Genomic DNA, 20,087 nt, shown 5'->3' with positions numbered 1-20,087 from the left:
CGAAACGACCTGTCGCTGTCCGCTGCTCACTGGGCTCCTGTGCTGGGGTTGAGTTCTGGGGGGTTTCCTGACGCGGCTCCGAGCAGGGCGGCCCCGAGCAGGCCCGCCCGCGGTCCGGCCCGGGAGAGAGCCAGGGTGGGGGGCTCCCGCCAGCCGAGCATGTCGTCGACCGTGGCGCGCAGCGGGCCGAGCAGGAGGGGGCCCGCCGCCGAGAGGCCGCCACCGAGGATGACGTCGGTGGGGTCGAGCAGTGCCGTCAGGGTGGTCACCGCCGTCGATAGCGCGCCCACCGCGTCGGACCACACCCGGTCGGCCACCGGGTCCATTCCGAGCAGGCCGGCGACCTCGGCGGCGTTCCGGGCCCGGCGTCCGCCCGCGGCGAGATACCGGGCCCGGATGCCCTTGCCCGAGGCGTAGGCCTCGAGGCAGCCGAATTGCCCGCAGGGGCATGCCTCGCCGCCGGGCACGACCGGAATGTGCCCCAGTTCGCCGGCTTGTCCCCGCGCGCCGCCGATGATCTGCCCTCCGAGAACCACGGCGGCGGAGATCCCGGTGCCGATCGGCACGAAGACGAAGTCCCCGGCGCCGGACCGGAGGGCCATTTCCGCCCGGGCCGCGGCCCGGGCGTCGTGGTCGATGGACACCGGGAGGGCGAATCGGGTCTCGAGGAGCTGGGCCAGCGGCAGGTGCGCCCATTGCAGGTTTGCCGCGTAGACCACCACCCCGCGGCGCGCGTCGACCAGGCCGGGAACGCCGACCCCGATCGCGGTCGGTTGGAGGCCGAGCCCGCGGGCCGTCTCCGCCAGCTTCGCGAGGACTGCGAGGACCGTGTCCAACGCGCGCGAGGAGACGGAGAACGTCGGGGCGGTGTGCCCGCCCGCGACTTCCCTGCCGTCGGCGAAGATCGATCCTTTGATCGTCGTTCCACCGATGTCGAGGGCCAGGACCACGCCGGGTCGCGCCATGTGCACTTCCGGTGTGCCGTTACTTCAGCAGGCCGTTCGGGGACTTCCGAATCGACAGGTCCGCGACGATGGGCAGGTGGTCGGACGCGGACGTCTTGATGACAGCGGCCGATTTCACCGCGATGCCGCGCGAGGCGAGGATGTAGTCGATGCGCAGGCTGGGGTTCTCCACGGAGCCGCTGCCGGGAGCGCCCTCGAGATCCGGAGCGAAGGTGTAGTCCTGGTCCTGGCCGAGCGCGGCGAAGGTGTCCGTGAGGACCGAGAACAGCGGCTGCAGGGAGGCCTCGTCGGGCTCGGCGTTGAGGTCCCCGACGACGACGGCCGGGCGCCTGCTCTCCTGGGTGATCCCGGCGATTTCGCGGGCCTGCAGTTCGCGCTGTTCCGCGCGCTGGTGGTCCAGGTGCGTGCTGTAGAACGAGATGTGGTTGCCCCGCACGTTCACCACGGCTTCCAGGAGCCCGCGCTGTTCGGTGGGCATCACCGGGTAGTCGATGCTTTCGAGCAGGTGGTTCTCCGAGGAGATGATCGGGTATTCGCTCAGGACGGCGTTGCCGTATTGCCGGTTGTCCGCCGCACCGTCCAGGGGTGCCTCGTCCAGGTTGGCGCCGTAGGCGAAGTGCATGTCGAGCCGGTCGGCGAGCCAGGCCGCCTGGTCGACGAAGTCGCTGCGCGAGGACCAGTGGTTGTCCACTTCTTGGAGCCCGATAATCTCGGCGCCGGATTGCTCGATGACGCGCGCGGTGCGCTCGAGGTTCAGGTCATCCTCGCCGTCGGCCCCGTGGTGGATGTTGAAGGACATGACCCTCACCTCCGTGGTCTTCGCGCCGGGGTTGCCGGGCGCGGCGAGGGCCGAGGCCGATCCGAGGACCGCGCCCGCCGCGACGAGCGCCGCTACCGAACCGGTTGCCAATAGTCTGCGGAACATGGTGGTTCTCTCTTTCACTTGTTTTGGTGGTTCTCTCGGTTGCTGGTCGTGCGCTCGGCGGGGAAGAGGTCCCCGCCGGCCAGGATTTCGGACAGGGGCACGGGACTGGGTATCTCGCCCACGAAGAGGCCGTCGACGCTGTTCTGGAAGCCGAAGACCATCCACTCGCCGTCGCGTTTCGGGAACATCTGCGCGGCGTAAAGCCCGGGAACGAAGAAGCTGGAGCTGCCCTCCAGGTCCCAGGGTCCCAGGAGGCTTTGCCCCCGGGCGATCCAGGTGCCCGTGTTGGAGGCGTTGGACGCGATGCCGGGGGCCTTGTCGGGCAGGCAGGAGAAGAGCAGGAGCGCCTCCCCGTTGATGTCCCGCGTTTGGATGACTTCCATCTCGCCGAATCCCGCCGGCCGCGACAGCGGCGGGCGGATGTCCCACTCGTGCAGATCCTCGCTGACGGCGTGTCCGACGACCGCGCGCTGGTCCGGGTTCCCCGTCGCCGCGCGGGCGGTGACCAGCATGTTCCAGAGGTTCGCCGCCGGGTCGAAGAACACGAACGGATCGCGCCAGGCCTCGTCCGGCCACGTGCCGTGTCCGAGCTTCTCGTACCACCTGGGGTCCGCCTCCAGGGGCGGCATGGCGGACCGCGTCCAGGTGATGAGGTCCTTCGAGACGGCGGATCCGATGCGTTGTTGGAGGCCGTCCTCGTTCCGGCTGACGCCGGTGTAGAACAGGTGCCAGGTCCCGTCCGCGGCGCGGACCGTCGAACCTGTCCAGGTCGCCAGATCGTCCCAGGCCGGCGTGTCGGCGGCCCGGAGGGCGTCCGGCAGGAGCTCCCACTCCTCGAGGTCGGCGGACACCGCGTGCCCGATCACGGCGCGGTGGTGTCGCTTCTGGGGGTCGGCGAGCGACCGGCTCGCCCGGAGGAAGAACAGGTGGTAGTTCTCCCCGTCGTCGGCGATCCAGCTGTCCCAGACCCAGTGGTCGTCCAGCCGGAAGCTCATGCGAGTGCCCCGATCGGGTTGTCTTTCGCCGCGTGGACGCCGCGGTAGTAGTCCGCGAGGGCCAACCTGCCGGCGGAGGCCTCGTCCAGCACCACGGTCACGCGGCGGTGGAACTGCAGGACCGACGCCGGGCACATGCTGGCCACGGGGCCCTCGATGGCGGCGGCGACGGCCGCGGCCTTGCGTTCCCCTTGGGCCACCAGCACGATCTCCGCGGCGTCCATGATGGTGCCGAGCCCTTGCGTGATGCAGTGCGTGGGCACGGTGTCCCCCGAGGGGAAGAAGCGGGAGTTGTCCTTCCTCGTCTGTTCCGACAGCGCCTTGACGCGGGTTCGCGAGGACAGGGACGACGTCGGTTCGTTGAAGCCGATGTGCCCGTTCGTCCCGATGCCCAGGATCTGGAGTCCGATCCCTCCGGCAGCGGCCAGGTCCTCCTCGTAGTCGATGCAGGCCCGCGCGATGTCCCCGGCGCTGCCGTCGGGAACGCGGACGTTCGCCGGCGCCAGGCCGAGCGGACCGGTGATTTCCCGGGCCACGAAGGCCGCGTAGCTGCCCGGATGGTCCGGCGGCAGCCCGACATACTCGTCGAGGGCGAAACAGCGCAGCCCGTCCAGGCTGATGGCCTCGCGCGCGCGCAGGCGGGCGAGCTCGCGGTAGATCCCCAGCGGAGACGATCCCGTGGCCACCCCCAGGACGGTCCCGGGCGAGGCGGCGACCCGGCGGCCGATCAGCTGGGCCGCGAATGTTCCCACGTCTGCCGGGGTTGGCAGGATGACGACGTCCAACGCCTGTCCTTTCGTTGCTGTTGGCGGGCGGCGCCAGGAGCGGCTCAGCCCTTGACGGCCGAACTGGCCACACCCTCGATGAACCATCGCTGGAAGGTGAGGAAGACCACGATGACGGGGACCACGAGCAGGACCCCGAATGCCATGACCTGGCCCCACGCCGGGGGGAGCTGGCCAGCGAAGACGCTGATCTGGAGCGGAAGCGGGCGCAGGTTCGGGTCCGAGATCATCAGGACCGGCCACAGGAACGAACCCCATTGGGTGAGGAACGTCAGGATGGCCACTGAGGCGTAGGCGGGCTTGCTCATCGGGGCGACGATGCGCCAGAAGATCCGCCACGGGCCGGCGCCGTCCATCTTGGCGGCCTCGTCGATGCTCCGCGGGATGCCGGAGAAGAACGAGTAGAAGAGGAAGATCGACAGGGCGTTGCCGATGAAGGGCACGATCTGGATCCACAGCGTGTTCCGCGCGTCGTTGTAGAGGTAGAACATCGGGACCGCGACCGCTTCGAACGGGACGATCAGGAGCAGCAGGATCGCCAGCAGGGTGATGCCCCTGCCCCGCCAGGCCAGCCGGGAGAGCGCGTAGGCGGCCATCGAGTTGACGATGAGGCCGAATCCGACCACCGCGATGGTGACCGTGAAGGAGACCGCGAAGAAGCGCCACAGGTGTCCCGTGCTGTCCGAGGACAGGCTGGAGGCGACGCCGGAGTAGTTGTGCAACCCCCACTGTGTGACGTCGAAGACCTCGAAACCGGCCAGGGTCCTGCTCGCCGGGGCGAGGGATGCCGCGACCATGTATGCGACGGGGGCGAGGAACAGGACGCCGGTCACCAGCAGGGTGACGTAGTGCGGCACGCGGGAGGCCAGCGCGCGGCGGCTGGTCCTGCGCCGGGGTGCGGTTGTCTGGACGGTCATCTCAGCTCTCCTTGTCGCGGGTGGCGCGGCGCTGGACCAGGGACAGGACCACGACGATGACGAAGAAGACCACGGAGATCGCGCTCGCCCGCCCGATGTTGTTCTCGTCGAACGCCGCGGTGACCGCCTCGTACATCACCGTTCGTGTCGCTCCCTCGTTGAGGCCGCCGCCGGATTTCGCCAGCACGTAGATCTGGTCGAACACCCGCAGGGAAAGGATCATCGTGTACAGCGCGACGAACACCAGGGTGGTCTGGATGCCGGGCACCGTGACGTGGATGAAGCGTTGCCACGGACCTGCCCGGTCGAGTTCGGCGGCTTCGTAGAGCTCGGCGGGGACCTGTTGGAGGGCCGCCAGGAGGATGACCATCTGGAACCCACAGCCCTGCCATATCGACAGGACCATCACCGAGGCCAGCGCCGTCATCTCGGATCCGAGCCAATCCTGGGCTCCGAACGTCCCTCCGGAGAAGAACGCCAAGGCAGAGTTCAGCAGCCCCTGGTCGCCGCGGGCGAGGATGAGCCGCCAGATGATCGCCACGAGGGCGATCGGGAAGACGACAGGAAGGAAGTAGAGCGAGCGGAAGACCCCGATGCCCGGGATGCTCTTTTTGACCAGCAGCGCCAGGGCGAGGGCCAACGCCGTCTGCACGGGGACCACGACGGCGGCGAAAATCAGGTTGTGCAGCAGCGCGCTGAGGAACTGCCGGGACACGTCGGGGTCGGTGAGGATCCGCGCATATTGGGTCAGGCCCATGAAGGACGGGGGACGGGGGTCCCCCAACCGGACGTTGTAGAGCGAGAATCCGATGGCGGAGGCGAAGGGAACGCCGACGAACAGGACCAGGAGCAGCACCGCGGGAGCCGCCATGAGGGGCCCGGCGAACCCACCGTTCCTCTTCGTCCTTCTCGGGCCCAGTTTCGTTGCCGTGCTGGCCGGTGGGGGTTTCAGGCCTGTTGAGATGGCGATGCGAAGCTCCTCTGACAGGGAAGCGGGGCCGGTCCGGCCCCGCTCCGCGCTTGGTTAGTCGTCTTGGTACCCGTTGTTGTCCGAGAAGTCGGAGTCGATGGCGCGGGTGGCCGAGTCCAGTTCGCCCTGGACGTCCGCGCCACCCCAAATGGCCAGCAGCGCGCTGCCGAAGGCACTGGTCACGGACGGGTAGCCGGGGGTGACCGGACGGGCCACGGCGACGCAGTCCGCGGTGACGCTCTCGGACCCGCACGCCGAGGCGAGGTTGGTGGCGAACAGCTCCAGCGGCTTTCCGGACCCGTACAGTTCGCTCTGCTCCAGGGCCGTCGTGCTGCCCGGCACGGCCGCGTTGGCCTCGACCATCGAGGTGATGCTCTCGTCGGTGAGGAGGTGGTCCAAGAAGGCGCCGGCCGCGTCCGTGTTGCCCTCGGCCGCCGGTGTCACGCCCCACTGCCAGGAGCCGTGCCCGGACTTCGTCCCGCTGCCGAAGTCGGGCAGCGGCATGAGCACCAGGTCCTCCCCGAGCGCTTCGCTGAACGTCGGGTACATCCAGTTGCCGGTCACGGTCAGTGCGATGTCCTCGTCCGGGAACGCGCTGCCGCTGGTGTTCGGGTCCGTGTGTTCCTTCCAGGACGCCCATTCCGTCAGGGCCGCCACGTTTTCGGGGCTGTTCAGCACCCCGTCCGCGACGCCGTCCTTGATGATCGTCCCGCCGGCGGACCAGATGACCGGCGTCGTGGTGAAGGTTCCCCATTCCGCGGCGAACCCGTTGGCCTCACCCAGATCGATCGCGTTGCCGGAGGGTGTGACATCGGCCAGTTTCGCCAGGTTCGCGGAGAACTCCTCGGTCGTCCAGGCGTCCTCGGCGACAGTCGGGATGTCGATCCCCGCCTCGTCCAGGAGCTTCTTGTTTCCCCACAGGCCGAGCCCCACGTCGAACATGCCGACCGCGTAGGTCGCGTCGTTGTAGGTGCCGCTCTCTGCGACGCCCTGGATCCTGTTCTCGAGGGTCTCGGGGGAGACGATGTCCTCCAGGGGGACGAGCTTGCGGTCGTAGGCGAAGGACGCCATGGTCGGGGCGTCCATCTCCATGACGTCGGGCAGTTCCTCGGCCGACGTGGCCTGGATGGTGCTGGTGTAGTCCGCCTCCGGAATGAGTGTCAGGTTCGCGGTCACCTCGGTCTGCGAGGAGTTGAACTCCTCCACCAGCTCCTGCAGAGCAGCCGTTTCCGAAGCCTGCCCGGTGTGGGCCCACACCTCGATGGTCCCGTCGGCGGACCCCTCTCCCGCTGAACCGCCCGCGCACGCGGAGAGCATGAGCGCCGCCGAGAGGCCGACGCCAATAGCCGCGGCGGAATGCCGGGACCTCCTAGGTGAAAGCATTGCGATGTTCCTTTCGATTCCCCGGTGAGTAGTTGCCCTATCAATCCAATTAGCTTGGCCTAGACCAATTTGGAAGTCAACAGATTGGCCTAGGCCAATTCGCGATCGACTGCGATAGCATCGTCTGATGGACAACTCCGCGCCGGCAGCACCGAAGTACTACCGGCTCAAGGAGGAGCTCCGCGGCCTGGTGCGGGACGCCGAGCCGGGGTCGCCGATCCCGACTGAGCGGGCGCTGGCCAGCCGTTATGAAACGTCCCGGACGACGGTGCGCCAGGCCATCGCGGAACTGGTCGCGGAAGGGGTGCTCAGCCGCACCCAGGGCAAGGGCACCTTCGTGGCGCCGTCGAGCCCCACCTACGTCCGCCAACTGACGTCCTTCACCGACGACGCGGCCGCGCAGGACCTCCGGAGCTCGTCGCGGATCCTGGGCATTGAGCACGTCACCGCGGACGCGTCGCTGGTGTCCCGTTTCGGCATGCCGATGGCATCCGAGCTGACGAGGGTTGAGAGGGTGCGCCTGATCAACGGGGAACCCCTAGCGCACGAGGCGGCCTACCTGCCCGGCGTGCTCGACGGGCTTCGGGGGCACCTCGAAGGCAACGGGTCGCTGTACGCGACCCTCAGCGCCCACTACGGAATCGACATCGCCGAGGCGGAGGACACCGTGGAGACCATGGTCGCGGGGCCGGAGGACGCCCTACTGCTCAAGACCGAGATGGGCGCGCCGCTCTTGCTGATACACCGGCGGGGCTTGGACGCGGAAGGCACCCCCGTGGAATGGACCCGGTCGGTGTTCCGGGGGGACAGGTTCCGCTTCTTTGCGCGGACCCGCCGCTGAAGCGAAGGCCGGTCCCCGGCTGAGGAACCGTGGTTTGCCTGGTTTCGGTCGTTTCGTCGTCAGGGTTGTGGCGCTCGCCGTAGGTCCCTGGCCTGGTCCAAGGATTTCGGACAGTTGTCCCCGCAGCCGGACCAGCAGTGTCGGGGCATCCCGGCTCCCGGGTTGCGCGCGTCCATGTCCGGCAAGGCGGACGGGTGTGAAGGGGCGCTAGTCCCTGAGCGTGAGCAGGAGTTTGGCGGCGGCGGCGAACGACCAGAATGCGGTCCAGAAGAACGCCCGGCGGCGAGCGAAGTCCCACGCGGCGATGGACGCGACGCCGATGCAGGCCGTGATCAACACCCTCCTCTACGCCGAAGTCGACGCGATCGTCGGCGCCGAGTGGGGAAGCCCACTCCGTCCCGCACCGCCTCTACGCCCTGGTCGACGACCACGTGAACCATGTCATCCGTGACACCATCGCCCACAGCCGGGAACCACACCGCGGCACCCGGGCCAACGGGTTCCGCATCAAGAGGAGCCGTCATGACCGAGGAAACGAAGATCGAGCACACGCTGTCCGAGCACACCCACGGCACGGACGGCTGCAAGCACGAAACCTTGACGCACGGGGGCCACGTGGACTGCGTCCACGACGGGCACCGCCACGCTGAGCACCGGGACCACTACGACGAACACTGACCGCGCGGGCGGGATCCCGGGGCCCGATGCCCGACGGCAACCTCCGTCGGGCATCTCGGTGCCGGTTTGGGGGCTTCCGTCGGCTTGGCGCGGCCCTGCCTGCGCGGCAGGGACGGCCGCGAGCCCTGGAGGGAAGCGGCCGCCACCGCGATAACCGAAATGAGGATCAGCGCCGCGGCGGGCGCCGCCGTCGCCCCCGGTCCGCGCTCGACGTAGTCGATGCCCTCGGCCAGCAACCGCCCCCACTCCGGTGCCGGAGCCTGCGCGCCGAGCCCCAGAAAGCCCAGGGAGGCCAAGGCCAGCGCGACTCCGGGCAGGCGCAGCATGCCGTGTCGCGCCAACGCCGGGGCCACGACGGGAACCACGTGGCGGACCATGACCTCGAACGGGCGCACGCCCGCCAGGGGCAGCCATTTCACGTGCGGCATCGCCTTGGCCTCCTCCACCAGGGCCACGGCGTGCGAGGCGAGCGGCGGCCAGCTCACCCAGAGGACGGCCGCGGCGGCCCCGCCGATCGTGGGACCGGTGAGCGCGGCGATGACGACGCCGGCGATGATCGGAGGGGTGGCGTTGGCAACCTCGATGGGCCCGCGCACCGCGTGGGGAGCGAACGCGAGGACCATGCCGATCGCGATGGCCGCCACCACGATGGACAGCGCCGGCACGAGTGTTCCGAGCGCGCCGTGGGCCACCCGGGCCAGCAGGTCGCGGCCGCTCGCATCCGCCCCGAACGGCAGTCCCGGCGAGGGTGCCTGCAGGCGGGCGTGGGCGATCTCGAACGGGTCGCGCGGTAGGCCGAGGACCAGCAGCAGCACCAGCACCGCGCACCCGATCCCGAACGTCCACTGCGCCGCGCGGTCCCCGTGCGGGCGTTCCGGCGGCGGGGAGACCGCCCCTGCGGGCAGCGGTCCGCCCAGCAGACACAGCCGCGCCGCCGCGGCGGCCATACCGATGACGACGGCGGCGCCCGCCATGGCCAGGACGCCGGCCTGCAGCGCCGGCAGATCCTGCGCGTTGGCGGCCCCCAAGAGGTAGCGGCCCAGTCCGGGCACCGCGAAGATCTGCTCGACGGTGACCGCGCCGCCGATCACGCCGATCACGATCAGGCCCAGCTGGTCCAGCACCGAGGCCGCCGCCCGGCGCAGCACGGCGGGCAGCAGCGTCCGGCGCGGCGCGCCCGCTAGGCGCCAGACCTGGACCCAGGTTTCGCGGGAGGAGCCGGCAAGGGCGTCCCCGAGCAGCCGGCCGAAGAGTCCCCCGGCGGGGATGCCCAAGGCCAACGCGGGCAGGATTGCGGTGTCCAGGCCGGTCCAGCCGTAGGGCGGTAGCCAGCGCAGGCGCACGGCGATGACCACCAGGAACCCGCTGGCGAGCAGGAACTCCGGCAGCGCCGTCAGGGCCACGCCGGCGGGGCCGGAACCGCGCACCGTCCTGTCGCGGGCGATCGAGCCCAGGACGGGCGCCACCAGGGCCGTGGCAACCAGGACGGTGACGACGAGGGCCAGGAGTGTCAGCGTCGCGGAGACGCCCACGGCTTGGGCAAGACCCGGGCCGATCGGTCCGCCGGAGACCCACGAGGATCCGAGGTCGCCCCGCAGCACGCCTCCCCACCAGCGGGCGCTGATCGCCAGCGGGCCGCCGTCGAGCCCGAGCTCGGCGCGGACCGAGGCCAGCGCTTCGGGGGTCGGTTCCAGCTCGGCGTAGCGGGCCCGCAGCACCGACAGCGCGGGATCGCGTTGGGAGAGCCAGGGCAGCGCGCCCACGACGGCCAGCAGTGCCAGGCCGGCGACGGTGCGGGAGCCGAAGGCGGTCCGGTTAGCGCTGCGTTTCAACCTGGGTCTCCCCGGTCACCAGGAGCCGCTCGCGCGGGTCCCGGGCGGTTCCGGTGACGCCGGCGGCCTCGCCCTGGATGACCCGTTCGTGCAGCAACGGGATGGCGGTGTCGGTGGCGAGGATCCTCGCCTCGGCGGCCATGATCGCTTCGCGGCGCTTGTCGCCGGCGTCCGTCTGGGCCGCCGCGGCGATGGCCTGGTCCACCGCGTCGTCGCAGAGCTGGGAGATGTTGAATCCGCCGTCGCAGGTGAAGTCGGCGGCGAAGTAGGCGACGGGGTCCCCGGAGTCCAGCACCGTGGCGCGGGAGAGGATGAACGCGTCGAAGGCACCCTCGAGGGCGTCGGTCTCGATGAACTGGTACTCGCGCACGTCCTGCTCGACGATGAAGCCGGCTTCCTCCAGTTGCTGCTCGATGAGCACGGCGACCTCGGGCAGCTCGGCCCGGTCGGTGAACGTGCCGAGGGAAACCTTGACCCCGTCGATCCCGGCCGGGTCCGGACGTCCGGCGAGGATCTCCCGGTAGGAGGCGTCGTCGCGCATGTCGACGGTCCACGGCAGGGCCGGGCCCAGCAGGCCCGAGGCCCCGTCGGCACGGTCCTCGTAGGTGGACGCGATGATCTGCGCCCGGTTGACCGCTTCGCGGGCCGCGGCCCGGACGGCCGGGTCGGAGAATGGGCCGGTTTCGGCGTTCAGGTAGAGCGTGTTGGTGCGCGGCATGGGGACCTCGTTGATGAGTCCCTCCTCGATGGAGGCGGCCTGCCCTGCGGGGACGGCCTCAACGATGTCCGCGGTGCCGGTGCGCAGCGCGGCGGCGCGGGCGGTGCCGTCCGGAACGAAGTCGACGTCGATGCCGGACGCGGCGGCCGGTTCGCCCCAGTAGTCCCCGTAGCGTTCCAGGGTGGCGCTGGAGGTGCCGTCCACGCGGGTGAGTTCGAACGGCCCGGTGCCCGTGCCGACCGGGTTCACCGCGCCCGTGGCGTACGCGGCGTCGGACAGGATGGACAGCTGCGGGCTCGAGAGCCGGTTGGGCAGGAGCGGGTCCGGATCCGCCGTCGTGAGGACCACGGTTGTGCCGTCGACGTCGACCTGGAGATCCACACCGTCGAGGATGCGCGGCACGGGGCTGGCTTCGGTTGCCTTGCGCAGCGAGTTGGCGGCGGCCTCGGCGGTGAGTGCGCTGCCGTCGTGGAAGGTCACGCCCTCGCGGATCGTGAAGCGCCATGTCAGTTCGTCGGTTTGGTCCCAGCCGGTGGCGAGTGCCGGCAGCGGGTCGCTGGCGTCGTCGAGGACCACGAGGGTTTCGGCGGTGCTCCAGCGGGAGAGTTTGAAGGCGTCGTCGCTCAGCGGGCTGAGTCCGGAGCGCGGGGGCTGGAGCATGGCGAGGGAGATCCTCCCGCCGCCCGCGGATGCGGCGTCGCTCGTCCCGCTGGAGAAGCATCCGGACAGGGCCAGGGTGAGCGTGAGTGCGCCGGCGGCGAGCGTGCCGGGGCGGAGGCGGTGGTTCATGGGAGTCGTGCCCTTTCCAAGGTGATGCCGGCGGCTGCCGGCGTGCAGTGCGTGTGGTGGTGGAGTTCGTGGGCCGGTCGCAGCGCGTACCAGGCCAGCGGCAGCATGGCCGCGGGCAGTGCCGCGGCGAGCGGCCAGGCGGCCGCGGTGAAGGCGTGCTCGGCGACGGCACCGGTTGCGAAGCCCGCAGCTGGAGCCCGGGGGTGGCCCGCAGGGGGCGGGGTGTCCCTCACCGGCTCTGCTCCACTTTTCCCTCCCGCACAGTGAAAACGCGGTCGCAGCGAGTCGCGAGGGCATCGTCGTGCGTGATCAGCAGCAGCGCTCCGCCGGTGCGCCCGGGCAGCGCCAGTAGCGCGTCGGCGAGACCCGCGGCCGTGTCGGCGTCGAGGGCGCTGGTGGGCTCGTCGGCGACGACCACGTCCGCGCCCACGGCGACGGCGCGGGCGATCGCGGCGCGCTGCGCCTGCCCGCCGGAGAGCTGGTGCGGGGCGCGCTCCAGCAGCGCCGGGTCAATCCGCGCAGTCTCGGCCGCCCGGGCCAGGCGGGCGCGGGGGTCGCCGTCGACGCCGAGCCGCAGCAGGGCCCGCTCGATGGAGCGGCGCACGGGCACCCTTGGTGGCAGCGAGGCGCCCGCGTCCTGCGGCACGCCCTGAACCACGTGGCGCAGGTGCGCCCGCGGGCCCCGGGCGTGGCCGCAGAAGTGCTCGCCGTGCACCAGGACGTCGCCGGCGCTCGGACGGCGCAGGCCCAGAAGGATCTCCGCGAGGGTCGACTTGCCGGCGCCGGAGCGGCCGACGACCGCGACCGACTCGCCCGCCCGCACCGTGAAGTCGGTGGGATGCAGGGCCGTCACGGGCCGCCGGCGGGTCCCGTAGGCCATGCCGATGCCGCGTGCCTGCAGGACCGCGCGGCTCACGCGGCCACCCCCGCGGCGTCCCCGACGCACACGCGGCCCGCCTCGACCCGGACCAGCCCCGCGTCGAGCCCCGACTGGACCAGGGGATCGTGCGTGGCGACGACCAGGGCGCTGCCCGTGGTGTCGGAGAGGCCACGCAGCATGGCCAGGGTCTCGTCGCGGGAGGTGTTGTCCAGGGCGCTGGTGGGTTCGTCGGCGATGACCAGCGCGGGGGATCCGAGGAACGCGAGCGAGATGGCCACGCGCTGCAGCTGCCCACCGGATAGCTCTGCCGGGCGCCGCCGCCCCAGCGCCCCGGCATCGAGTCCGACGTCGGCGAGGACCCGGGCGACGCGGGCAGCGCTCGAGCCGGTCACGGCGCGCAGTTGTTTGCCGATCGGCAGGAGGGGGTGCAGGGCCTCGGCTCCGCGCTGGGGGACGAACCCGATGCGCAGACGGTCCGCCGCGGTCCGGGTGCCGGCCAGGACGACGCCACCGGGCAGCCGGCCTGTCAGGGTGGAGAGCAGCATGGACTTCCCGGCTCCGGATAGTCCCATGACGACGGTGCGGGAACCAGGCACGACGGCCAGCGCGGGGATGGCCAGGAGGGTCTCGCCGGTCCGCCGGGCGGTGACGGACACGCCGCGGAGAGACAGGAGGGGGGTGGACGGTGCGCTGCGAGCCATCACGGGAGAGGTTCCTTGCTGAGAACGGGACCGGGAGGGCCAACCACTGTAGGCGTGGCACCCCGACTAGTGAATGCGAATGAGTCTCATTAAAGCAGACGGACGGTGCGGTAGAGAACGGTCCAGTGGAAGTCGTGGCAAAGGGGGTGGCCACGGGATCGGGGGAAGGGACCTTCGGATGGAGGTCCATCGGACGGTCTGGGTGGTGGCGCCGTCCGGACTGAGCCGCGAGGACGACCACTGGCGTCTCAATCGCTGAAGTTGCTGCAGCCTCAGGCCGCAAGGTGGTGCTGATCGATCTGGATCCTCGGGCGGCAGCGACGCGGTGGTTCAACGTGCAGCCGACAGCGGAGGGACTCCACGGCGGAGCCATCCTTGCCGACGCCGGTCCCGAGTGCTGGGTTGAGGAACTCGCCGTTCCTTTGGGATGGTTTAAGGAGCTCCGTGTCGTGCCGTTGGCGCGATCCCTGTCTAATAGGGAGGCCGACAATTCGGACCACCTTGAGGTCCGGTTGCGTGTCGCGCTGGAAGGACTAAACGCCGATCTGAAGGTGTCGCCGGAGGAGGAGGCACTTCTGCTGCGCGCTGCACTTGCCCAGGGCGTCACGATTCCGCGCCTCTTGGTGGAGTCCGCTCTGACCGCGGACCGCAGCGAGACCGCTACCGAGCGCAAGCAGCTGGCCGCCGAAATTTTCAAGGCGATCCGCCTGCTTGCGGCGGTCTCCAACAACGTGAACAAGATCGCCGGCACGCCAACGCATCCGGGGAGATCTCCGCCGAAACACAGGCCACGCTCACGGCAGTGCGCCGCGTGGCCATGCGCGTCGAGGATGCCATCGAAGGGATCACGTTCTAATGATTCCCAACGTGACGCGGAGACCGAGCCGCCAGCCTGATGGGCTACCTTGTCGGCCCCGGCAAGAGGAACGAACACAGCGATCCGCACATCTTGGGCGGAGACCTGGCGCTCATGGCGTGGCACGACGACAACGAACTTGGCATGGCCGCGGCGATGGGCATCGCCCGGCACATCGAGGCCCCGCGCAAGGCGTTTGGGACCGAGGTCCCCGGCGGGCACATCTGGCACTGCTCGCTGTCCATCGGCGCCGACGAGGGACAGCTCACCGACGAGCACTGGCGCGAGATCTCCGAGGAGTTCCTCAAGCGCATGGGGCTCGACGATAACGAGGGGGCCAAGGCGCCCTTGCGGTGGGTAGCGGTGCGCCACGGGCTGTCCTCCAACGGCAACGACCACATCCACCTGGCCGTGAACCTGGTCCGCGAGGACGGAACCCGGGCGAGCATCCACCACGACTACCAACACTCCCAAGACATCGCGCTGGACCTGGAGAAGCTGTTCGGACTGAAGGAAAAACAGGGCAAGGAACACGGCCTCGCCACCCGGGGATACCACCCCGCCGAACGCCAGGCCCAGGCACGCGCCAAGGCGCGCGCCCGGTACGAGCAGGGCCTGAAGCACGGAGAAGTCACTGTCCCGTGGAAGCCCATTCCGAAGACCGAACGCGAAGCCCTGGCCGCCACCGCGATGATCGCGGACCAGCCGCGGTTCGAGCTCGCACGCACCGTGCGCGGCTGCTCTACCGCGTCGGTGGACGAGGCGGAGTTCGTGCGGCGCCTACGCCGGGCCGGACTCATCCTGCGCCCCCGGCTGGCCGACGGAACCTAGGACGTCGTGACCGGCTACTCGGTCGCGAGGCGCCCCGAGTTCGGCGAGCAACCCATCTGGTACGGCGGGGGACAGCTGGGACGGGACCTGACCCTGCCCAGGCTGCGTCAAGGATGGCCCGACACCCCGACCGGGGCGTCCGACGCGGCCGCGGAATGGACCGCGGCGAAACGCCACCGCCGCGCCGTGAACCCCGGACGCGAAACGCGGCAGCCGGCACCAGAACTGTGGGAGCAGTACGGCAAGGACCTCGACCGGCTGGCGGCGAGACTGCGCTCCATCGACCCGGTGGATCGGGACACCTGGACACAGGTGGCCCGACGCACCGCCGGCGCGTTCGCCGCGTGGTCGAACCAGGTCGAACCGACCCCCGGACCGATCGCCCGCGCGTCGGACAACCTCGCACGCTCGGCTCAGACCCTACGCCGGGACGTGGACCCGAAACCAAGGAGCATGGCGTCCATCGGCAACGTCGCCATGCTGCTTGCCTCCGTCGCCCACGGGGGCCAGGGGCCGGTCGCGCAGATGGCCTTGCTGCGCCAGCTCGCCGAGCTCGCGCGACAGCTCCACCACTCCCACCGGCAACGGAACCAGACCCAGCGGGCACAGGAACTCGCGTCCATGTCCCGCCTCGAACTCAACCAGATCCGCGACGGACTCCAGGGCCTCGTGGCGACCGGCGAAGCCGCCGTCGCACCGAAGTCGGAGGCCGCGGGGCTGGACCCGGACCTCGCCGCCGCCGGGGACGCCGCCCTGCGCGGAACCATCGCGCCACGGGTCCAGGGTTCCCTCCTGCCGAACCAGCTCAACCCGGACCGGCAGGCGCTCCACACCCACGAACCCGACGGTGGTATCGAGCGCTAGAACAGTAGCTAGTGATTTAGCTAGAGGAAACGCTAGGGAAAGAGGCAGCACGCATGGCGAACACCGAATCCGACGGCATTGAAGAGGGCCTCGACGGCGCACTGCGCATGGGCATTACGGTGGCCGCGCAAATCGGCCAGGAGGTTAGCCGGTTGCGCGAGGAGAACCTGCGTCAGGCCGAGGAGGAAGCAACCCGGGAAGCCGTCCGGGTCCGGGCTGAGCACGAGGCCGAGCGGACCATCGCGCACGCCAAGCTCACCCCGACCGCCAACGCGGAATGGTGGGACAGCGCCAGCCCGGAACGCATCGCGGAGGCACACCAGTATGCGACAACGTGGAAGGAACACGATCCGCAAGCCCAAGCCGCCGCCGAACGTATCCGCACCGAAGTATCGAACCGCTATGGGATTGACGTGGACAACACGGGGATCGACCCCGCCCGGATACGGGAAGGGGCAGCTAAGGGCGACGCTCTGCGTGACGAGGCCGCGAGCGGGCGAGGCGGCGGAGCGAGCGAAACCGCCGAGGCCCAGCGACTGTCCGCAGCGGCAGACCGCCTTGACCGTGAACGTGACAGCCATCTGACCAAGGAGGAAGAGAAACTCGAACCCAGCGCCCGTGCAGACGAGGAGGCCCTCAAAGACTTCCTTGAGGGGGAACGGTCGCGCACCGCATTCGCAGCGAAATAGACCTACGACAGCGCGGAACGACGCCTAGCGTTCGCGTCCAGCCTGGAGGGGAAGGCCGACGCGGAAACCGTCGACGCCCGCTTACGCGCCGACCGCGACCATGGAACACACCCGAGGAGTGCCGTGCGGACCGCGCCGAGGAAGGCGACTCGGAGGAGTCGGGGCGATGCTTCCGGGCAGCAACGGGGCGCTGAGCTCGGACGATAGCGTGCCGAGCGATACGAATATTCGCTCCTCGCCAGAGTCGGGCGCGCGTCACGAATGGCGTGGGCTGGGGCATATTCTCTGGTGGACACGAAGTAGAAATTGGGGAAGTGCCAAATGATGGTGAAGCCACATGGTCCCGGAATACGTCTTGTAGTTTGTTTCTGGGGTCTCCCGCTGCTGTGAATATATTGGGTTGCCGCCTCCCGGACAGATACTGCTTGCATTCCATCGAGGAAGAGGATCGATGCCCGCTCCAACCGCGTCCAAGCTCACGAGTGCGTGGGATACAGATCGACATGCTGGGAAAGGCTGGCCGCAATTTCTCTCATCTGTTCAAGTCCAAGGATTGCGCGGATGGGATGGTGAAGCAGTCGAGTTCAGATATCCCGTGGTCGCTATTGCGGGCACTAACGGTGCCGGAAAGAGCACAATTCTGAAGGCCGCAGCTGCCGCATACCGCGCGCCCTCCGTGGGCAACGCGTTGACCTACTACCCCGACGATTTCTTTCCGAATACACCTTGGGAAGCAGTTCACGGCGTGGTCCTCACCTACACGATTCGTCAAGGCGACGCCACCGAAACGATCACAGTGCGAAAGCGGACATCTCGCTGGCGCGGGGCCCCGGAGCGAAAGCAGCGACCATCTTTCTTCCTCGACATCTCAAGGATTCAGCCGGCGAACACCCAGATTGGCTACGGGCGTACGGCGCAGGAAGTTATCAGTTTGGGTACCACGGAGGCTCTAGCCAAGGAGCAGGTAGCTCAGCTCAGCCGGACCCTAGGACGCAACTATGAGAAAGCGAGAATCGAGCGCAGTGAGGAAAAACAGGTTGGTGTAGTCACGCATTCCGGCGTGGAGTACTCAAACTTCCATCAAGGCGCCGGGGAGGACTCGATACTCGACCTCCTCGCTCTTGTCTCTGCGGCCCCGCAGAAGTCGCTGGTTATAATCGACGAGGTTGAAGCATCGCTCCACCCTCAAGCGCAGCGGGGACTTGTAACTGAACTTCTGAGAATGGCGACAGACAAGCAGTTACAGATAATTCTTTCGACCCACTCGCCCTATATTCTCGAGCAACTCCCGCCGATTGCGAGAGTGTTCATTTCCGTTGACCGCGAATCGAAGCGCGATGTTCTGTACGGGGTAAGCGCCGATTTTGCCCTCAATCTCATGGATGACGAACGTCATGAAGAGCTGGATATTTATTGTGAGGATGAGTCGGCCGTTTATCTCATCGAACGCATTCTTGCTGCGGGGGCACAGGAGACCCTGAAAAGGATCCGCTTGGTTTCGGTTGGACCCGCCAACACGGTCATTGCGCTCGCATCGATCGCTTCTGCCGGCAAGCTTCCCCGCGCCGCCCTCTGCGTCGTGGACGCAGACCAGAAGCAAAGTTCTGATTATCTACGGCTTCCCGGAACGGAAGCGCCTGAGAAGGAAGTTTATTTCGCACTAACGGATGACCATTGGGCCGCCGTGGGAGAACGCCTGGGAAGGTCTGGAGGCGAGGTTCTCGACGCGAAAGACCGCGCCATGGCGATTGAGAATCACCACGCGTGGAATGGCGAAATTGCACGACTGATCGGCGGCACGTTGAGACCCTCAAGAGTCTGGGAGGCAATAGCGGATGTGTGGGTGAGGGACGTATTAGGAACAGCAGAAGCCGAACTCTGGAGTGAGCCCATTGTTGCGGCGTTGCGGGATCACACTTAGGCGTGGCTGCAGGCATTCGAACGGGACATATGCCACGCCAAGAAGATCTACGTCGTGGGCGATGCGTATATCTGGAAGCCACCGGCTTTAGGTCTTGAGCCATGAGATAGTTCTTTCAAAATGCAATTCATAACTCAATGGGGGAAATCTTGCGCGCAGTCGGCTCCGGGCGTCGAATCTATGGTCATGGCCGCTCACTTGTCGGAGGTTTGATTGTCTCGGGACTACTACTGTCGTTGATCGGGCATCCAGCGGCCGCCGTCGAGGAGGACCTTGATCCGCCAAGAATTCTTGATATTTGGTTCTCGAGCGACGTAGTCGACGTGGTCGATGGATCCGCTGAATGGACCGTAAGACTCGAAATAGAAGACGCTGGATCGGGACTGGCTCCCGGGTCACCCGCCTTAGATCCTCGCGCCATGACGTGGCGGGAGGACCCAATTGAGTACAAGGAGCTGCGCAGAATTGCGGGTGATGCCCACCATGGAATTTACGAAGCAGCCTTTACTTTTCCCGAGGGTATTGACTCCGGCCAGTGGATGTTCGACGCATCTATCTATGACATGTCAGGGAACTATTACTCCGCTTGGCGCGATTTCTATAAGGAGGGTATCGACCGGGAAATAACTGTTCACTCTCTACCTGACATGACTGCACCGCGCATCGTGCAGTCCAGCGTCCCGGGGCACATCATCGACATTACGGATGGTGATGCCAGCGCGACCATCACAGCCGAAGCCAGCGATCAGGGCGTTGGATTCCGTCGGGACGCCACAGTGAACCTGTCGACGAGGTTTGGACAAAGCGGCACCGGACGAAGTGCGCGTAATAGCTCAACCGACCCCCAGAAAGCACTCTTCAGCTGGACGCTCGAGTATCAGAAGTACAGTCCACACTACGACCAGCGAGGTACTCACAGGCTCTCGTTAGGGGATATCCGAGATGCGAACGGAAATGCCATCTACGGTGCCGACCTTCCGTCCATTACCGTGGGAACGAGGCCGCTTAGAGGCAAACGGCCTAGTGCTATTCCCGATGGTGCCGCGCTTGCAATTTCTTGGGAGTCGAATCCCGACCCGTTGGGCGTGAAACAGTACGAGGTTGAGCTTGCCGGAAACGGCTCTGAGCAAGTCATCTCCGCAAGCAACACATCGCTCGTCACAGACACCTTGCCCGGCGGCTACTATTCGGCGCGAGTACGCGCTCAGAACGTACTTGGTTGGGGCGAATGGAGCACATATTCCGCTCCTATCGAGGTAGTTGTCCCGAAAATAACCAACAGCCAGATTCCCTCCGTCTCAGGCGGCTTGCGCGTGGGTGATGAAGCTTTTGCTGAAACTGGTATGTGGGAACCAACCCCGACGTCTTACCGCTACCAATGGTTCCTAGATGGTTCTCCTGTGCCAGGCGCAACGTCGAATGCCTTCACACCACTTTCCATCGCTGAGGGCAAATCCCTCCGGGTAGAGGTCACGCCGCAAAGGGATGGTTATGTGGCCGAGCCAATGAGCTCTATTTCGGCCCTACAAGTACAACCGCGGCAAATT

General features: G+C 67.9%; 19 protein-coding genes and 1 pseudogene. 8 read left to right on the top strand and 12 right to left on the bottom strand.

The genetic code is table 11. The features are described 5' to 3' along the window. Positions 1-26: 26 nt before the first annotated feature. The 7 genes from ACETWP_RS02420 to ACETWP_RS02390 all read right to left on the bottom strand — a co-directional run bounded on the left by ACETWP_RS02420 (position 27) and on the right by ACETWP_RS02390 (position 6,940). Positions 27-965: an ROK family protein gene (locus ACETWP_RS02420; protein WP_373970602.1), complete on the bottom strand. Its 939-nt coding sequence runs from the start codon at positions 963-965 to the stop codon at positions 27-29. 19 nt (positions 966-984) lie between these two features. Beyond that, positions 985-1,890, bottom strand: a complete 906-nt coding sequence (locus ACETWP_RS02415; protein WP_373970601.1) for an endonuclease/exonuclease/phosphatase family protein — start codon at positions 1,888-1,890, stop codon at positions 985-987. Between the two features lie 14 nt (positions 1,891-1,904). Beyond that, positions 1,905-2,885: a glycoside hydrolase family protein gene (locus ACETWP_RS02410; RefSeq protein ID WP_373970600.1), complete on the bottom strand. Its 981-nt coding sequence runs from the start codon at positions 2,883-2,885 to the stop codon at positions 1,905-1,907. Further along, positions 2,882-3,670: a glucosamine-6-phosphate deaminase gene (gene nagB / locus ACETWP_RS02405; protein WP_373970599.1), complete on the bottom strand. Its 789-nt coding sequence runs from the start codon at positions 3,668-3,670 to the stop codon at positions 2,882-2,884. Before nagB ends, ACETWP_RS02410 begins: the two co-directional genes overlap by 4 nt. A 44-nt stretch (positions 3,671-3,714) precedes the next feature. Beyond that, entirely contained in the window at positions 3,715-4,587 is an 873-nt protein-coding gene (locus tag ACETWP_RS02400) for a carbohydrate ABC transporter permease (RefSeq protein WP_373970598.1), read from the bottom strand. A gap of 1 nt (position 4,588) precedes the next feature. Further along, the gene (locus ACETWP_RS02395) at positions 4,589-5,458 is read right to left on the bottom strand and encodes a carbohydrate ABC transporter permease (RefSeq protein WP_373970597.1); all 870 of its coding nucleotides are present in this window, start codon (positions 5,456-5,458) and stop codon (positions 4,589-4,591) included. Positions 5,459-5,611: 153 nt separating this feature from the next. After that, on the bottom strand, positions 5,612-6,940 hold the full coding sequence (locus tag ACETWP_RS02390) for an ABC transporter substrate-binding protein (protein ID WP_373970596.1): 1,329 nt from the start codon (positions 6,938-6,940) through the stop codon (positions 5,612-5,614). Positions 6,941-7,067: 127 nt separating this feature from the next. Here ACETWP_RS02390 and ACETWP_RS02385 point away from each other — a divergent pair, with 127 nt between their 5' ends. After that, positions 7,068-7,781: a GntR family transcriptional regulator gene (locus tag ACETWP_RS02385; protein ID WP_373970595.1), complete on the top strand. Its 714-nt coding sequence runs from the start codon at positions 7,068-7,070 to the stop codon at positions 7,779-7,781. 207 nt (positions 7,782-7,988) lie between these two features. Here ACETWP_RS02385 and ACETWP_RS02380 read toward each other — a convergent pair whose 3' ends face one another. Beyond that, on the bottom strand, positions 7,989-8,117 hold the full coding sequence (locus tag ACETWP_RS02380) for a hypothetical protein (protein WP_373970594.1): 129 nt from the start codon (positions 8,115-8,117) through the stop codon (positions 7,989-7,991). A 186-nt stretch (positions 8,118-8,303) separates the two neighbouring features. On the opposite strand from ACETWP_RS02380, the gene ACETWP_RS02375 reads away from it, so the two are divergent. Next, positions 8,304-8,459: a zinc transporter permease gene (locus ACETWP_RS02375; RefSeq protein WP_373970593.1), complete on the top strand. Its 156-nt coding sequence runs from the start codon at positions 8,304-8,306 to the stop codon at positions 8,457-8,459. On the opposite strand, the gene ACETWP_RS02370 is transcribed toward ACETWP_RS02375, so the two are convergent. The 4 genes from ACETWP_RS02370 to ACETWP_RS02355 form a co-directional block, all read right to left on the bottom strand. After that, the gene (locus ACETWP_RS02370; RefSeq protein WP_373970592.1) at positions 8,444-10,291 is read right to left on the bottom strand and encodes an ABC transporter permease subunit; all 1,848 of its coding nucleotides are present in this window, start codon (positions 10,289-10,291) and stop codon (positions 8,444-8,446) included. The genes ACETWP_RS02375 and ACETWP_RS02370 overlap by 16 nt on opposite strands. After that, on the bottom strand, positions 10,275-11,798 hold the full coding sequence (locus tag ACETWP_RS02365; protein WP_373970591.1) for an ABC transporter substrate-binding protein: 1,524 nt from the start codon (positions 11,796-11,798) through the stop codon (positions 10,275-10,277). The genes ACETWP_RS02370 and ACETWP_RS02365 overlap by 17 nt, the downstream gene beginning before the upstream one ends. A 229-nt stretch (positions 11,799-12,027) precedes the next feature. Continuing rightward, the gene (locus tag ACETWP_RS02360) at positions 12,028-12,714 is read right to left on the bottom strand and encodes an ATP-binding cassette domain-containing protein (protein WP_373970590.1); all 687 of its coding nucleotides are present in this window, start codon (positions 12,712-12,714) and stop codon (positions 12,028-12,030) included. Further along, complete coding sequence (locus tag ACETWP_RS02355) at positions 12,711-13,379, bottom strand: ATP-binding cassette domain-containing protein (protein WP_373971008.1); 669 nt, start codon at positions 13,377-13,379, stop codon at positions 12,711-12,713. The genes ACETWP_RS02360 and ACETWP_RS02355 overlap by 4 nt, the downstream gene beginning before the upstream one ends. A 284-nt stretch (positions 13,380-13,663) precedes the next feature. On the opposite strand from ACETWP_RS02355, the gene ACETWP_RS02350 reads away from it, so the two are divergent. From ACETWP_RS02350 to ACETWP_RS02325, 6 genes and pseudogenes are all read left to right on the top strand, one after another. Further along, complete coding sequence (locus ACETWP_RS02350) at positions 13,664-14,275, top strand: ParA family protein (protein ID WP_373970589.1); 612 nt, start codon at positions 13,664-13,666, stop codon at positions 14,273-14,275. Continuing rightward, on the top strand, positions 14,275-15,066 hold the full coding sequence (locus ACETWP_RS02345) for a relaxase/mobilization nuclease domain-containing protein (protein WP_373970588.1): 792 nt from the start codon (positions 14,275-14,277) through the stop codon (positions 15,064-15,066). Before ACETWP_RS02350 ends, ACETWP_RS02345 begins: the two co-directional genes overlap by 1 nt. A gap of 6 nt (positions 15,067-15,072) precedes the next feature. Beyond that, on the top strand, positions 15,073-15,930 hold the full coding sequence (locus ACETWP_RS02340) for a hypothetical protein (RefSeq protein WP_373970587.1): 858 nt from the start codon (positions 15,073-15,075) through the stop codon (positions 15,928-15,930). Positions 15,931-15,983: 53 nt separating this feature from the next. Further along, entirely contained in the window at positions 15,984-16,619 is a 636-nt protein-coding gene (locus tag ACETWP_RS02335) for a hypothetical protein (RefSeq protein ID WP_373970586.1), read from the top strand. Between the two features lie 451 nt (positions 16,620-17,070). Further along, positions 17,071-18,540 carry an ATP-dependent nuclease gene (locus ACETWP_RS02330; RefSeq protein ID WP_373970585.1) on the top strand — a complete coding sequence of 490 codons (1,470 nt, stop codon included), beginning with the start codon at positions 17,071-17,073 and terminating at the stop codon, positions 18,538-18,540. A gap of 137 nt (positions 18,541-18,677) precedes the next feature. Then, a pseudogene (locus ACETWP_RS02325) lies at positions 18,678-20,087 on the top strand (hypothetical protein); the annotation flags it as partial.

The sequence above is a fragment of the Arthrobacter halodurans genome (assembly GCF_041877255.1).
GTDB lineage: Bacteria > Actinomycetota > Actinomycetes > Actinomycetales > Micrococcaceae > Arthrobacter_N > Arthrobacter_N halodurans.
Note: the sequence above shows the minus strand (reverse complement) of the source record. Positions and strands in the feature narration are given on the sequence as shown.